Source organism: Cyanobacterium stanieri LEGE 03274 (assembly GCF_015207825.1).
Classification (GTDB): domain Bacteria; phylum Cyanobacteriota; class Cyanobacteriia; order Cyanobacteriales; family Cyanobacteriaceae; genus Cyanobacterium; species Cyanobacterium stanieri_B.
The window spans coordinates 197318-210645 of the sequence record NZ_JADEWC010000001.1 but is presented as its reverse complement, the minus strand read 5'-3'; the positions used below and the strand labels follow the sequence as shown (position 1 = coordinate 210645).

Below are 13328 nucleotides of genomic sequence, written 5' to 3'. Positions count from 1 at the left end.
GGGTTAGGGGGTGTGTCTGGGGCGGTTTGGATTAAGTCTGTTTCGGGATCAAAAATTATGGTAGAGGCTCGATAGTTTGGTGGAGATGTGGGGTTTAAAATAGTCGATGGACTTTGGGCGATGATGGTGGGAGGCATTCCCCAAGCGATGGTAATGCTATAGTTTCCAATGGTGATGACATCGCCGTTATGGAGGGGTTGAGACTCTTGGTAAATTCTTTGGTTGTTGATTAGACTGCCGTTACTGCTTTTGTCTTCGATGATGATTTGTTGGTTGGATTCTTTGATAATGGCGTGAAAGCGAGAGATTAAGTTTTCGGAGTCTAGGAGGGTGATGGGGGTAGATGGTAGATGGTCTATGATGGTGGGTAGTTGGCTTTGATCTCTGCCGATGACGATAGGTAGGGTGAATGATTGTTCTTCTTGTTCTTCGGTGATGGGGTTTTGGGTTATAAGTTGGATTTCCATGGTAGGGGGTTGATTGATGATTACCTATGATTTAAGGGTTGTTCCTGTGAAGACTACGTAACCGCAATAGGGACAGTTTAGGCCTTCGTATTCTGGTGGAAGAATGTGTTTTTTTTGACCTGAACATTTAACAATATATTCTCCGGTGCGATCGGGTAGTTCAATGTTTCTGACGACAAGGGTAATTTTGCCTAATTTTATAACTGTTTTTTTATGAATTTCTAAGATGTCATGAATTATTTTTTTTCCATTAATAATAATAGGGTTGGGTTGCTTTGGTGGTTGACGATTTTTGGTTAAGTTTTGGGCAAACAATTTATTTTTTTCTTGATCATAAAATATTTCTAGGTGAGTTTTAGAAACAGTTTTTATAATCGTAGGGTCTGAGTGTTTTAAGATGATGTCACATTCTTTTTCTTCTCCTCTACCAATGATTATTCTTTGGGGTCTTAGGGTATAGTCGTTTTCTGTGATGGTACGGGTATGAATTTCCCTATTTTCTTGCCATGCGAGGGTGACACTATACATGATTGTTGTATTTTGATTTTTAATGGTATCTTTATTTTATAAAAATTATATGTAAGCAAATATTACTATTATTAATAGTTAAGAAAGATTATGTTTTGTTAATATCTTTTTAATTATTTTTCTTGGATTACAGCTCTAGGTTCTAAAATCGGATTACGGATTACCGTAATTTTAGGCTCTGGAAAAAAAAATTTCTTTTATCTATTATGAAGGTGAAAATATTTTAGGAATAATTTACAGTTATGGAAAATAGAGAACTAAAACAAGGGCAAATGGAAGCTACCTTAAAAGAGTGGGGAGCAAAGTTAGATTCTTTAAAGGCTGAAGCTGATAAGGCGGGAGAAGATGCACAGGCAGATTTACAAAAAAGAATCGACTATTTAGAGGGTAAAAAAGCCGAAATGCAGGAAAATCTTAATAAGTTAAAGTCTTCTAGTGATGAGGCTTGGGATACTGTGGTTAAAGGTTTTCAAGGTGCTTGGGAGGATTTAGGAAAGTCTTTTGAGGAGGCTGCGTCTAAGTTTAATAAGTAAGTTTTATATCAAGTATCTTCACAAATCCATCGTGTAATGAATTACACGGCTAAGGGTAGTTCTTTTAATCAATTTAACTAAGATATTGATATTGGTAATTTGTAATATTAAGTTCGGATAATTCGTTACAAATAGATTGTACCTTCGCAGTTACCCCACCGTGTAATGAATTACGCGACTAATGGTAGTTCGTTCAATAAATTGAACTAAGATATTAATACTGCTAATTTGTAAGTGATCAAGGGGACTTGATATAAGTTATTAAGCGGACTCGATATTAATTACAATTTGAGCGAACAAAGTAACTTAAAACTTGTTAACAAGTTCTTGGTTATTGAGTGATTAGGTTATATTGTTGAAAGGTTTTTGTCACTTTTTCAATTAATTCTTGAGTGGGAGGTTCGGTATTCTTCAGTTTATAATCGAAGCCTAGTTGTTCCCATTTATATTCTCCCATTTTATGAAATGGTAAGACTTCTACTTTTTCGACGTTGGGAAGTTGAGAGACAAATTTGGCTAATCCTAGGACATTGTCTTGGGCATCGGTTAATCCTGGTACTAAAACAAACCGAATCCACGTGGGTTTATGGATTTTAGCTAGGTATTTGGCGAAGTTAAGGGTTGGTTCGATGGATACACTGGTTACGGTGCGATAGGTGTCGGGATTAAAGGATTTTATATCTAATAATACTAAGTCGGTGTGTTGGAGAACGGGTTTAGCTGCGTTGAGGGTGACATAACCAGAGGTATCGAGGGTGGTATGGATACCTATTTTGTGACATTCTTCAAAGATGGATTGAACAAATTCGGGTTGCATGAGTGGCTCTCCTCCTGTGACGGTGACACCTCCTCCTGAGTATTGGAAATAGGAACGATATTTTTTGATTTGGGTGATTAATTCTTGGGTGGTAATTTTTTTGCCGTCTTCGGGGTGTCGGCAGTCGGGGTTATGGCAGTATAGGCAACGGAGGGGGCAACCTTGGGTAAAGATAACGAAACGAATACCAGGCCCGTCAACGGTGCCACAACTTTCGAGGGAATGGATTAAGCCTTCTGTCATGATGATTGACAATTATTAAGGTTGCCCTTAACAATTTAGTTAGGGTTTGCTAGTTTTATTATAAAAATTTTTGGGGATGGAGTTAATAAAAGATTTAGGGGAACATGAGTTATTAAGGCGGTTAAGAAAATATTGTCATCCTAATTTGGTGGGGGATGATGGGGCAGTTTTTAAGGTGTCGGAGGGAATGGAGTTGGTGGTTAGTAGTGATATGTTGGTGGAGAATGTCCATTTTAGCGATCGCACCACACCCCCTTACATGGTAGGTTGGCGTAGTGTGGCGGCTAATTTGTCTGATTTAGCGGCTATGGGGGCTTATCCTTTGGGAATTACCGTGGCTCTTTCTCTTTCTCCTCAAACTCCTTGGGATTGGTTAGAATCTCTTTATCAGGGGATGAAGGATTGTTTAGATCGATTTGATACGTTTATTATAGGGGGTGATTTAACTGGGGGGAAGGTAAGTGCGATCACGGAGTGGCGCTGTGCGATCGCCATTACGGCTTTAGGAGAAGTAAAAGCAAACCAAAAAATTCTGAGAAATACCGCTCAAACAGGGGATGTGATTGTAACCACTGGAAATCATGGACTTTCAAGGGCAGGTTTAGAAATTCTTTTGTATCCTGAAAAATATCAAGATTTGCAAGAAAATATCAAACAAAAATTAATCCTTGCTCACCAAAAACCTCAACCCCGTCTTGATGTCATTCCCCGACTCCATCCATATGCCCCCATAACGGGGATGGATAGTAGCGATGGGTTAGCCGATGCCATTATACAAATTTGTCAACAGAGCAATAAGGGTGCGAGAATATACTTAGATAAAATTGCCCCTTGTGCCGAAATTCTCCATATTACTGATGATGCCACTGCTCTTAAGTGGACATTATTTGGGGGAGAAGATTTTGAATTGGTGTTGTGTTTATCCCCAGAAAAAGCCGAAAAATTAATTAAGGGCGATCGCCCCCTAATAAAAAGAATAGGTGAAATTACTGAAGAAAAACCAATTATTTTGATCGACAATAGTAACCCTGATTCCGAAGTTTTATTAGATAGTAACGAAATATTTAACCATTTTTAGGTATAATAAACCGTAAGGCTCAGATTCTTTAATTGATCTACTCTTCTTAATTATTCATCATCGATCAAATCATGATTAAAATCTTAGTAGTTGATGACAGTCATGCTCCCCGAGAGGTGATTTGTGATACACTCAAACAATTTAATATTCAAGTAGCAGAAGCAACCAACGGGGTAGAGGCGATCGAAGTATTAAAAGCCGAAAAATTTAACCTTGTTATCACCGACGTAGTCATGCCCGAAATGAACGGCTACGAACTATGTAGATGGATTAAAGAAAATCCCAGCACCAAAAAAGTTCCCGTCATCTTTTGCTCCACAAAAAACCAAGACTTTGACATTCACTGGGCCCAAAAACAAGGAGGAGATGCCTACATCGTCAAAGAAGAATTTATTAAAGATAAAATGCAACTCCTCAAAACTATCAAATACCTATTAAAACAAGTAAAATAAAAACCAATAAACTCTACAGACAAGATAAGCAAAGAATAATGAGCCAAAAAGGTATAATCGTAATAGGTGGTGGTTTAGCAGGAACAGAAGCCACATGGCAAATAGCCCAAGCAGGGATTCCCGTCACCCTCTACGAAATGCGCCCTGTCAAACATAGCCCAGCGCACCATAGCCAACATCTAGCCGAATTAGTCTGTAGTAATTCCTTTGGGGCAGATGCCACCGACAGAGCCGCAGGACTACTCCACGAAGAATTACGCCGTCTTAACTCCATCATTATCCACACCGCCGATAAACATAAAGTTCCCGCAGGAGGGGCATTAGCAGTGGATAGAGGGGTATTTAGCCAAGATTTGACCCAAACCCTCGACAATCACCCCCTAATCACCCTTAAACGGGAGGAAATCACATCAATACCCCCCGATACCATCGTAGTTTTAGCCACAGGCCCCCTAACCACCGAAAGTTTAGCTACCGAATTACAAGGCTTAACGGGCATGGAATATATGAGCTTTTTTGATGCGGCCAGCCCTATCATCGTCGGTGAATCCATTAATCAAGACATCGCCTTTCTTGCCTCCCGTTACGACAAAGGAGAAGCGGCTTATCTCAACTGCCCCATGAATAAAGAACAGTATATCAACTTTTGGCAAGAATTATGTAACGCTGAACAAGCCGAATTAAAAGACTTTGATAGGGAAAGCTCAAACTTTTTTGAAGGTTGTTTACCCATCGAAGAATTAGCCCAAAGAGGGGAGGAAACCATGAGATATGGCCCCCTAAAACCCATTGGCTTATTTGATTCCCGTCTTGGTGACTTTCGGGAAAACAAAGATAAACGCCCCTATGCCGTGGTACAACTACGACAAGAAGACAAAGCAGGGCAACTGTGGAATATGGTAGGTTTTCAAACTAACCTTCGTTGGGGTGAACAAAAAAGGGTATTTCGCCTTATCCCTGGGTTAGAAAACGCCGAATTTGTACGCATGGGAGTAATGCACAAAAACACCTTCCTTAACGCCCCTCAACTGCTCCATGCTAGTTTACAATTTAAAACCAGATCAACCCTTTTTGCCGCAGGACAACTCATTGGCACGGAAGGTTATACTGCCGCCTGTGCAGGGGGATGGTTAGCCGGTACAAACGCTGCTAGGGCATATAAAAATCAAGAACCTTTAGTATTATCCCCCTATACCATGATGGGTGCATTGTTTGATTTTATCAGCTCTGCGGATGCTAAACACTTTCAGCCGATGCCCCCTAATTTTGGTATTTTACCCACCTTTGAGAAAAAAATCAAAAATAAACGGGAACGTTATCAAGCCTATGGAGAAAGGGCTTTAAATATGGTTGATTCTCTATTAACTAAGGTTTAAGATTACTTCCCATGAAGTTAACCTATGATTTGATTTTAATTGGTGGTAGTTTAGAGGCTATTTGGGGGGCTAAATATGCTGTCAATATAGGGGCAAGAGTTGCTCTAATTATTGATGTCGATTTTGATACAGAAGAAGGTCAAAAATATTTATTTCAACAGTTACAAAGTCAGCTTTTATCCCCTAATAGTTTTCATAATAGGCAAGATATTCTTGAAGAAAAAAAGCTATTAATTGAAAGTAAATTATTACCTGAGTTGGAAGGTTTAGAAGTTGACGTTATTTTTTCTGATTTTGAGTTTGTTTTAGAAAATAATCAAACTGCTATTAAAACAAAACAAGATATTTTAATGGCTAATGGTTATATTATTACCTCTCCTTTATATAATTATCAGCATCCTGATTGGTTGGGAATAGAAGATATTAATTATTTAACGGGTTACGATATTTTTCAATTATGCGATATAGATTCATTACCTAATAATTTGGTGGTGATTGGTGATGACGAAGTAGCTATTAACATTTGTGGTTTATTGAGTCGTTATCAAAAAAAAGTGACTTTATTAACAACACAAAAACATATTTTGCCTTGGGAAGATGAAGATATTACTTTTTTGATTCAATGTGAGTTAGAAAGCATAGGCGTTAATGTATTAAGTGATTATCAAGTTAATCAGGTTAAGTCTATTAACAATAGTAAATGGATTCAGGCAGGAAACACAGCCATAGAAGGTGAAGAAATTATTATTAGTAATGATTTTTTGGAAAGGAAATTTAATTTTAAGTTGATCACATTACAGGATAAAAAATTTATAAAAGTTGATAAATTACATAATAGTATTATTGTTAATAGTAAGTTGCAAACTAGCTATAATAAAATTTATAGTGTAGGTAATATTTTGGGAGGATATGGTTGTTTAAATATTGTCAAGGAAGAATTACGGATTGCCATTGATAATATTTTATTTTTGAAGATTCATCAGATAAATTATGATGTAATTCCCTATAATCTTAATGTCAGTAAAGGAATTTTTAGGGTTGGTTATAATGAATCTCAAGTAAAAAGTCTATATGGAGATAGTTGGGATAGTTTTATTATTAATGATAGCTTTTTATCGCCTTTTGATTTAGAAAGAAAGGCGTTTTTTGTTAAGTTAATTGTTAGTAAAAATCGCAAATTTTTAGGATGTCATTGTTGGGGATATAAAGCAGAATTGTTGGTTAATATAGTTGCTATGTTAATCAAAAAAGATAGTAGTATTGATTTTTTATTTAAGATGTCTATTAGTGATGATTTTATTAAGGATATTATTAATCGGTTAGAGCAGAAAATTATGAAAAAATATCATCCTTTAAAGTGTAGTTTGTTAGAAACTTGGTTTATCTGGCATAGATAGAAATATTTATAAGATTTATCATTACCTACCGTGTAATTTATTACACGGCGAATAGTTATTGTTCGATAAATTGAACTAACGAAGTATATTATCTATAACTTATTGCAAACCTATTGCAAATATTGCTCTAAGTCTTCAATTAAACGGGTTAATTCTGCTTCAGATGTTATCCTTAAACGCTCATCTCTGATGGTAATTAAAACTTTGGCGGCGAAGGGGCTGGGGTAAATATTGGGGTTACAAAAAACTTCTAAAAACACTTCCCCTGTGTGTTGATATTCCATGGGTTTTTTAGCACTGGGTTTTGTACTGGCTTGGGGGTTATCTTTTAAACTCTGTATTAGTAGATTGATTTCTTGTCTAAGTTTTTGGGCGGCGTCTTGGCTAAAGTTGAAGGAAACTGAGCCTTGGTTGAGGTTAATGGTAAACTGGTTCATGAGATTTTTTGTGTTACTTCTAGGATTTTACATTGACAGGCATACTTTATCTAGTGGCAACTCCCATCGGTAATCTTGAGGATATGACTTTTCGGGGGTTAAAGGTGTTGGAATCGGTTGATTTGATTGGGGCGGAGGATACTCGCCATACGGGTAAGTTATTACATCATTTTCAGGTGAAGACTCCTATGGTTAGTTATCATCAGCATAATTTTCAAAGTCGGGTGGCGGAGTTTATTCCTCGACTTAAGGGGGGGGAGAGTATTGCTTTGGTGACGGATGCTGGAACTCCTGCAATTTCTGATCCGGGCTACAATATGGTTAGGGCTTGTATTGAGGAAAATATACAAGTTGTACCTATTCCAGGGGCAAATGCTGGTATTAGTGGTTTAATTGCTTCTGGTTTATCTACGGAAAGATTTGTTTTTGAAGGTTTTTTGCCTACGAAGAAGAAGTTACGGGATGGTTTGTTGTCGGAGTTAGGGGGGGAAAAACGTACGTTAATTTTTTATGAATCTCCCCATCGATTGAGGCGCACTTTGGAGGATTTCTTAGGGGTGTTTGGGGCTTTACGACAAATTACCCTTGCACGGGAGTTGACTAAGCTACATGAGGATTTTTGGCGGGGTACGGTGGAAGGTGCGATCGCACTTTACCAAGAAAAAGAACCGAGGGGAGAATATACTATTATCGTGGCGGGAAATGAGAATCAAGAATCTGAGCAACTATCGCAGGAAGAAATTAAAGACAAGCTCAGAAAATTAATAAATGAAGGCATCAGCAAAAGTGAAGCAAGTAAGCAACTGGCGAAATTAACTAACTTATCTCGCAGCGAAATTTATCGTCTATCAGTGGAGATAAATTATTAGTATTTTTGCACCCCCACCGTGTAATGAATTACACGGCTAAGGATGGTTCGTTCAATAAATTGAACTAAGATATTGATATTACTAATTTGTAAGTGATCAAGCAGACTTTATATAAGTCATTGAGCGTACTTATCATAAATTCCACTTTATTGCTAATAATTCTAGTTAGTCATGACCTACTTATGGATGAACAATGGTTATTCTGTAAAGTATCCATAATTACTAAATTAAATTAAGAATGAACTTCTGTGAAGTTTTTTGTCAAAAAAAGTTATCATTATCATAATAATTCCTAAAATTAAGATTAAATAAGTATCATTTCATTCACAAATTAAAAGCGACAATAAGATATTGTTACACTTAGTAAAGAAACTTAAAAAAAATCAATATTAATATTATGGCTCGGACAGGAGTATTATTGTTAAATTTAGGTGGACCAGAAAAGCTAGAGGATGTACGTCCCTTCCTTTACAATCTATTTTCTGATCCCGAAATTATCCGCCTACCATCTCCCCTCTTACAAAAACCCCTTGCATGGTTGATTTCTACCCTCAGAAGTAAAAAATCAGAGGAAAATTATAAGGAAATTGGGGGAGGTTCACCATTACTACAAATTACAGAAGCTCAAGCTCAGGCTTTACAAAGTAAGTTACAAGAGCAAGGAGAAGATATTAAAGTATATGTGGGCATGAGATATTGGCATCCTTTCACCGAGGAGGCGATCGCCCAAATCAAAGCCGATAACGTGCAAAAATTAGTTATCCTACCCCTTTATCCCCATTTTTCCATCAGTACCAGCGGTTCTAGCTTCCGAGTATTAGAGGAAATGTGGGCCACAGATAGAGAACTACAAAACATTGAATATACCCTCGTTCCTTCATGGTACGATCATCAGAATTATCTAGCTTCCATGACAGATTTAATTAAACAGGAGCTAGAACAGTTTGAAAATCCTGATCATGTTCATATTTTCTTTAGCGCCCATGGAGTGCCTAAAAGCTACGTAACTGAAGCAGGAGATCCCTACCAAGAAGAAATTGAACGGTGTACAGAGTTAATTATGGCTAACTTAAACACCAATAATCCCTATACTTTAGCTTATCAAAGTAAAGTAGGACCAGTAGAATGGCTTAAGCCCTACACCGAAGATGCTTTAATGGAATTAGGGCAACAACAAATTCAAGATTTATTGGTAGTCCCCATCAGCTTCGTATCTGAGCATATCGAAACATTACAAGAAATTGATCTTGAATATCGAGAAGTGGCAGAAGAAGCAGGAATCAGCAATTTTAAAAGAGTACCTGCCCCCAACACTCACCCCGAATTTATCGATGCTCTTTGTAACTTAACCACCGAAGCCCTAGATAAAAACCCGTTACGCTTTGATCAAGTTACCCATCCTAAGAAAAACATGAAAATGTATCCCCAAGAGAAGTGGGAATGGGGTTTAACCACCGCCGCTGAGGTATGGAATGGACGTTTAGCCATGTTGGGCTTTATGGCCTTATTACTTGAGTTGATGAGTGGTCATGGCCCTTTACATTTTGTTGGTTTATTATGATCTTGTTTGGGGTGGAAAATATCAATTAATCTGAATTTGTTTCAGAAATTTTTAGTGATGGATAGGTTTTAGACTTTAGGTTTTTTTTAAAAACTTTTATTTGCTATTTTTAAGTAATTTTGTGGAGAATAGCTATTTATATCTTATTATTATTGATTCTCTACTTAATTCCTAATTTACTAATACCTAATCCAAACTGATGAAGTTTATGGACAATGAGGTTTAGTTGTTTCCCCCCATAAAGATTATTTTTTCTTTTTATATGCTTTTGCAGAAGCACTAATCCAAAAATACATAGCCGTAGCGAGGGGAATTACTCCAAAAATAATTCCTGTGGTAACGGGGTTATCTTGGGCGATGCTTGATGTCATCATCACCCCGACAATTAATAGGCAGTAAACCAACCCAAGAAAGGGTAAACCTATTACTAACAGGGCGAAACGGGTGTCTTTATCCATGGTTAATAGTCTTTTTCAATGTCTTCTTCGTTTTCGGGTTTGTTGTTGATTTCTTCTTTAAATCCCCTTAAACTTTTACCCAAAGCATTACCCAATTCTGGTAGTTTTTTTGGACCAAAAATGAGGATTGCTACTACCAAGATAATTGCTATTTCGGGAATGCCTAAGCCAAACATAAATTTATGCTCCTATGGTTGTTACATAATGAAAAGGTTGGGAGATCAGTTTTTTTGTACACTGTTAACTGAATGATAACGAATAACCATTATAAAAGTACAAGTTTAAGATGAGTCAAGTTTTTAAATCTGACCTTAAGGAAAGGTTACACCCTCTTATTAATCAATTGGGTGATGGTATTGTGGATACGTGGCGATCGCACTTAGAACTATCCCCATTTCAATTACCAGAAGAATTAGGCTATGTAGAGGGAAAATTAGAGGGAGAAAGACTCACTATCCAAAACTGTTGTTTTCAAAGTCGAGAATTTCGCAAGATGCACCTAGAATTGGCTAAGGTAGGAGAAAACCTTGATATTCTTCATTGTGTAATGTTTCCTAAACCAGAGTATCCCTTACCCATGTTTGGTTGTGATATTGTGGCAGGGAAAAGGGGCATTAGTGCCGCCATTGTAGATTTATCCCCTACCAGTGGTGATAAAACCTTATCTCCTTTTTATGATGAAAAATTGGCTAATGTGGATAATCCTAATTTTCAGGATGTCCGAGAATTACCCCCTTGGGGCGATATTTTTTCTCCCTATTGTCTTTTTATTCGCCCCACCGATGTCCAAGAAGAACAAAAATTTTTAGATAGGGTAATCCATTTTTTAACTATTCACTGTCAAGGGGCGATCGCCTCTAAACCAGTAATAGAAACTGAAAAAAATATTTATTTACAAGGACAAAAACATTATTGTCAACAGCAACAAAAAAACGATAAAACCCGTAAAATTCTTGAAAAAGCATTTGGAATTGATTGGGCAGAAACTTATATGAACAAAGTATTATTTGATATTCCCGAATAATATTCTTATAAAAAACCTTAATTATTAATGATCAAAATTTAAAGTTTTGCCCGAACCGCAAAATGATAATCACCCCCAACTTCCAACTGATAATCACAATGTTCAAGAAAACGAGCTAAAGGCTCTTGAATCAAACTGCGTCCAAGGGTAGGTTTAACAGATAACTTACCCTGCAAAAACTGCCACTCAAACTGCCATTGATAGCTACCGGCCTCTATTTCACCGTATATTTTACCCGTTTGCCACGATTGATTGGTTATTCTCACAAGAGCAATGGTTTCTGGTAGTGCCATAAACGATTTTTGATAAATAAAAGAAAAGTGGGCAATATTTATAAGGAATTATCCGAACTTGAGATAAAAGAATTATGAGAAGAAAGTTTAACTTTTTTAACACTGTAATATATGAAGAATTATTAAGCAAAGACTAGAAACACCATAAAATAAAACCCTTGAGCGTAAAATGAACAAATTGACAGGACATTAAGAATTAAATCTTTTTCCTATGATTATGATATAATTTACTTAACAGTACTTAACTATCGAATCAGAAAAATTAAATGATAAATTTAGCAAATGACAGACAAAGTAATCATTGTTCCATTTGCGAGAATTGTTCTGAACAAAGGTACTTCGATATAGTAAATTAGATAAATACATTTAACCAAAAAAATATTGTAGGAGGAAACAGTTTCCCATGGCAGGAGATACAGGAGAACGTCCATTTTCTGATATTGTAACCAGCGTCCGCTACTGGGTAATCCATAGCATTACAATCCCCATGTTATTCATTGCAGGTTGGTTATTTGTCAGCACCGGGTTAGCCTATGACGCATTTGGCACCCCTCGCCCTGATGAATATTTTACCCAAACCCGTGAAGAATTACCGATCATTAGCGATCGCTATGAAGCCAATCAACAAATTGACCAATTTAATAAGTAATTAATATCACAAGGTAAAAATAACTATGACTAGCAGCAATAGCCCTAATCAACCAGTATCTTATCCTATTTTCACCGTTAGATGGTTAGCAGTACACACCCTTGGTGTACCTTCTGTCTTCTTCGTAGGTGCAATTACCGCTATGCAGTTTATTCAAAGATAGGAGTTATCAATGGAAAGAAATCAAAATCCCAATAAGCAAAGCGTAGAATTAAACCGTACTTCTTTATTCTTAGGTTTGTTAATGATTGCCACCCTTGGCATTCTATTTTCTAGCTACTTTTTCAACTAATATCAACTATTTTATTATTTAGGAGGTTCGGATTATGGGAGACGCAAGAATTCCTTTATGGATTGTTGGCACCGTTGCTGGAATGGGTGCTTTAGCGGTGTTAGCATTATTTTTCTATGGTGCTTATGCTGGTGTAGGTTCTTCTTTATAATTTCGTTTAATTAAATTTTTTTAATGATTGTTAGAGTTTAAATCATTCTTTAACAATGCAATAATAAAAACCGCTCTTGTGTTTGATGGGGGCGGTTTTTTGATGGGAACACACTTTATCACGTTTTAAATATATGATTTGGTTAGGAATTGATCCTGGGTTAGCCATTATTGGTTGGGCGGTGTTAGAAGGGGATGACATGGTTAGCCCTTCTCTAATTGACTATGGCATCATTGAAACCAGCAAAAAACAATCAACGGGAGAAAGGTTACAAGAAATCGAAGATGACTTTAATGGTTTATTTCAAGAGTTTAAACCCCACCATGTGGCCATCGAAATGCCTTTTTTTAGTCGTCAGATAAAAGCGGCTGGGGGGGTTTTACAGGCATTGGGGGTAATTCATTTGGTGTGTTATCGGGAGGGGAAAATTAACCCGATTTTTTTACATCAATCTAGTTGGAAAGCCCATTTAGTTCATGGCAAGGCTACAAAAAATGAAGTTGCCGAAGCTCTACAAAACATTTTTCACATCGAATCTTTGCCCATTGATGACAGTGTAGATGCGATCGCCCTTACCTATGCCGCCTATTGTGGACTAGAAAATCAAATAAAATAAGAACGTAACAAAACTTTACATAGTCCAACAAATTGACCCACATTCAAACAGAGAAACTAGAATGAGAGTGGTTGTTCAAGGACAAAA

General features: G+C 36.9%; 20 protein-coding genes. 13 read left to right on the top strand and 7 right to left on the bottom strand.

Translation table 11 applies throughout. From position 1 onward, the window contains the following. Together IQ215_RS00995 and IQ215_RS00990 are read right to left on the bottom strand one after the other, a co-directional pair. Nucleotides 1–467 (bottom strand): FHA domain-containing protein (locus IQ215_RS00995; RefSeq protein WP_193799454.1); only part of this gene is annotated, 467 nt, incomplete at its 3' end. Nucleotides 468–491: 24 nt separating this feature from the next. Further along, a complete protein-coding gene (locus IQ215_RS00990) occupies nucleotides 492–995 on the bottom strand; it encodes an FHA domain-containing protein (protein ID WP_193799453.1) in 504 nt (167 codons plus the stop codon). A 242-nt stretch (nucleotides 996–1237) separates the two neighbouring features. Between IQ215_RS00990 and IQ215_RS00985 the strand changes: the two genes are divergently transcribed. Beyond that, a complete protein-coding gene (locus IQ215_RS00985; RefSeq protein WP_193799452.1) occupies nucleotides 1238–1528 on the top strand; it encodes a hypothetical protein in 291 nt (96 codons plus the stop codon). A gap of 331 nt (nucleotides 1529–1859) precedes the next feature. Here IQ215_RS00985 and pflA read toward each other — a convergent pair whose 3' ends face one another. Beyond that, nucleotides 1860–2588 (bottom strand): pyruvate formate-lyase-activating protein, encoded by a 729-nt coding sequence (gene pflA / locus IQ215_RS00980; protein WP_193799451.1) that lies wholly within the window; start codon nucleotides 2586–2588, stop codon nucleotides 1860–1862. A gap of 76 nt (nucleotides 2589–2664) precedes the next feature. Between pflA and thiL the strand changes: the two genes are divergently transcribed. From thiL to IQ215_RS00960, 4 genes are all read left to right on the top strand, one after another. After that, on the top strand, nucleotides 2665–3666 hold the full coding sequence (gene thiL / locus IQ215_RS00975; protein ID WP_193799450.1) for a thiamine-phosphate kinase: 1002 nt from the start codon (nucleotides 2665–2667) through the stop codon (nucleotides 3664–3666). A gap of 71 nt (nucleotides 3667–3737) precedes the next feature. Further along, nucleotides 3738–4118, top strand: coding sequence for a response regulator (locus tag IQ215_RS00970; protein WP_193799449.1), 381 nt, complete (start codon nucleotides 3738–3740; stop codon nucleotides 4116–4118). Nucleotides 4119–4156: 38 nt separating this feature from the next. Continuing rightward, nucleotides 4157–5494, top strand: a complete 1338-nt coding sequence (gene trmFO / locus IQ215_RS00965) for an FADH(2)-oxidizing methylenetetrahydrofolate--tRNA-(uracil(54)-C(5))-methyltransferase TrmFO (protein ID WP_193799448.1) — start codon at nucleotides 4157–4159, stop codon at nucleotides 5492–5494. An 11-nt stretch (nucleotides 5495–5505) separates the two neighbouring features. Next, nucleotides 5506–6891: an NAD-binding protein gene (locus IQ215_RS00960; protein WP_193799447.1), complete on the top strand. Its 1386-nt coding sequence runs from the start codon at nucleotides 5506–5508 to the stop codon at nucleotides 6889–6891. Nucleotides 6892–7001: 110 nt separating this feature from the next. On the opposite strand, the gene IQ215_RS00955 is transcribed toward IQ215_RS00960, so the two are convergent. Continuing rightward, nucleotides 7002–7328: a hypothetical protein gene (locus IQ215_RS00955; RefSeq protein ID WP_193799446.1), complete on the bottom strand. Its 327-nt coding sequence runs from the start codon at nucleotides 7326–7328 to the stop codon at nucleotides 7002–7004. A 32-nt stretch (nucleotides 7329–7360) separates the two neighbouring features. On the opposite strand from IQ215_RS00955, the gene rsmI reads away from it, so the two are divergent. Together rsmI and hemH are read left to right on the top strand one after the other, a co-directional pair. After that, the gene (gene rsmI, locus IQ215_RS00950) at nucleotides 7361–8197 is read left to right on the top strand and encodes a 16S rRNA (cytidine(1402)-2'-O)-methyltransferase (RefSeq protein WP_193799445.1); all 837 of its coding nucleotides are present in this window, start codon (nucleotides 7361–7363) and stop codon (nucleotides 8195–8197) included. Between the two features lie 397 nt (nucleotides 8198–8594). Next, a complete protein-coding gene (hemH, locus tag IQ215_RS00945) occupies nucleotides 8595–9758 on the top strand; it encodes a ferrochelatase (protein WP_193799444.1) in 1164 nt (387 codons plus the stop codon). A gap of 245 nt (nucleotides 9759–10003) precedes the next feature. On the opposite strand, the gene IQ215_RS00940 is transcribed toward hemH, so the two are convergent. Beyond that, complete coding sequence (locus IQ215_RS00940; RefSeq protein WP_193799443.1) at nucleotides 10004–10216, bottom strand: hypothetical protein; 213 nt, start codon at nucleotides 10214–10216, stop codon at nucleotides 10004–10006. A gap of 2 nt (nucleotides 10217–10218) precedes the next feature. Next, nucleotides 10219–10392, bottom strand: a complete 174-nt coding sequence (gene tatA / locus IQ215_RS00935) for a twin-arginine translocase TatA/TatE family subunit (protein WP_193799442.1) — start codon at nucleotides 10390–10392, stop codon at nucleotides 10219–10221. Between the two features lie 110 nt (nucleotides 10393–10502). On the opposite strand from tatA, the gene IQ215_RS00930 reads away from it, so the two are divergent. Next, on the top strand, nucleotides 10503–11240 hold the full coding sequence (locus tag IQ215_RS00930; protein ID WP_193799441.1) for a phycocyanobilin:ferredoxin oxidoreductase: 738 nt from the start codon (nucleotides 10503–10505) through the stop codon (nucleotides 11238–11240). 38 nt (nucleotides 11241–11278) lie between these two features. Here IQ215_RS00930 and IQ215_RS00925 read toward each other — a convergent pair whose 3' ends face one another. Further along, the gene (locus IQ215_RS00925) at nucleotides 11279–11533 is read right to left on the bottom strand and encodes a DUF3146 family protein (protein ID WP_193799440.1); all 255 of its coding nucleotides are present in this window, start codon (nucleotides 11531–11533) and stop codon (nucleotides 11279–11281) included. Nucleotides 11534–11936: 403 nt separating this feature from the next. Between IQ215_RS00925 and psbE the strand changes: the two genes are divergently transcribed. From psbE to IQ215_RS00900, 5 genes are all read left to right on the top strand, one after another. Beyond that, complete coding sequence (psbE, locus tag IQ215_RS00920; protein WP_193799439.1) at nucleotides 11937–12182, top strand: cytochrome b559 subunit alpha; 246 nt, start codon at nucleotides 11937–11939, stop codon at nucleotides 12180–12182. A gap of 25 nt (nucleotides 12183–12207) precedes the next feature. Next, complete coding sequence (psbF, locus tag IQ215_RS00915) at nucleotides 12208–12345, top strand: cytochrome b559 subunit beta (RefSeq protein ID WP_193799438.1); 138 nt, start codon at nucleotides 12208–12210, stop codon at nucleotides 12343–12345. 9 nt (nucleotides 12346–12354) lie between these two features. Next, nucleotides 12355–12474, top strand: a complete 120-nt coding sequence (locus IQ215_RS00910) for a photosystem II reaction center protein L (protein ID WP_193799437.1) — start codon at nucleotides 12355–12357, stop codon at nucleotides 12472–12474. Between the two features lie 34 nt (nucleotides 12475–12508). Further along, nucleotides 12509–12625, top strand: coding sequence for a photosystem II reaction center protein J (locus IQ215_RS00905; protein WP_069790254.1), 117 nt, complete (start codon nucleotides 12509–12511; stop codon nucleotides 12623–12625). Nucleotides 12626–12758: 133 nt separating this feature from the next. Further along, entirely contained in the window at nucleotides 12759–13241 is a 483-nt protein-coding gene (locus IQ215_RS00900; RefSeq protein WP_193799436.1) for a crossover junction endodeoxyribonuclease RuvC, read from the top strand. Nucleotides 13242–13328: the final 87 nt, after the last annotated feature.

Bases quoted from the DNA above. Each gene is read 5' to 3' on its own strand.
- psbF (WP_193799438.1), top strand. From the start codon at position 12,208: ATGACTAGCAGCAATAGCCCTAATCAACCAGTATCTTATCCTATTTTC.
- IQ215_RS00985 (WP_193799452.1), top strand. From the start codon at position 1,238: ATGGAAAATAGAGAACTAAAACAAGGGCAAATGGAAGCTACCTTAAAA.
- IQ215_RS00940 (WP_193799443.1), bottom strand. From the start codon at position 10,216: ATGGATAAAGACACCCGTTTCGCCCTGTTAGTAATAGGTTTACCCTTT.
- hemH (WP_193799444.1), top strand. From the start codon at position 8,595: ATGGCTCGGACAGGAGTATTATTGTTAAATTTAGGTGGACCAGAAAAG.
- tatA (WP_193799442.1), bottom strand. From the start codon at position 10,392: ATGTTTGGCTTAGGCATTCCCGAAATAGCAATTATCTTGGTAGTAGCA.
- IQ215_RS00955 (WP_193799446.1), bottom strand. From the start codon at position 7,328: ATGAACCAGTTTACCATTAACCTCAACCAAGGCTCAGTTTCCTTCAAC.
- thiL (WP_193799450.1), top strand. From the start codon at position 2,665: ATGGAGTTAATAAAAGATTTAGGGGAACATGAGTTATTAAGGCGGTTA.
- pflA (WP_193799451.1), bottom strand. From the start codon at position 2,588: ATGACAGAAGGCTTAATCCATTCCCTCGAAAGTTGTGGCACCGTTGAC.
- IQ215_RS00900 (WP_193799436.1), top strand. From the start codon at position 12,759: ATGATTTGGTTAGGAATTGATCCTGGGTTAGCCATTATTGGTTGGGCG.
- IQ215_RS00960 (WP_193799447.1), top strand. From the start codon at position 5,506: ATGAAGTTAACCTATGATTTGATTTTAATTGGTGGTAGTTTAGAGGCT.
- IQ215_RS00925 (WP_193799440.1), bottom strand. From the start codon at position 11,533: ATGGCACTACCAGAAACCATTGCTCTTGTGAGAATAACCAATCAATCG.
- trmFO (WP_193799448.1), top strand. From the start codon at position 4,157: ATGAGCCAAAAAGGTATAATCGTAATAGGTGGTGGTTTAGCAGGAACA.
- IQ215_RS00930 (WP_193799441.1), top strand. From the start codon at position 10,503: ATGAGTCAAGTTTTTAAATCTGACCTTAAGGAAAGGTTACACCCTCTT.
- IQ215_RS00910 (WP_193799437.1), top strand. From the start codon at position 12,355: ATGGAAAGAAATCAAAATCCCAATAAGCAAAGCGTAGAATTAAACCGT.
- IQ215_RS00990 (WP_193799453.1), bottom strand. From the start codon at position 995: ATGTATAGTGTCACCCTCGCATGGCAAGAAAATAGGGAAATTCATACC.
- psbE (WP_193799439.1), top strand. From the start codon at position 11,937: ATGGCAGGAGATACAGGAGAACGTCCATTTTCTGATATTGTAACCAGC.
- IQ215_RS00970 (WP_193799449.1), top strand. From the start codon at position 3,738: ATGATTAAAATCTTAGTAGTTGATGACAGTCATGCTCCCCGAGAGGTG.
- IQ215_RS00905 (WP_069790254.1), top strand. From the start codon at position 12,509: ATGGGAGACGCAAGAATTCCTTTATGGATTGTTGGCACCGTTGCTGGA.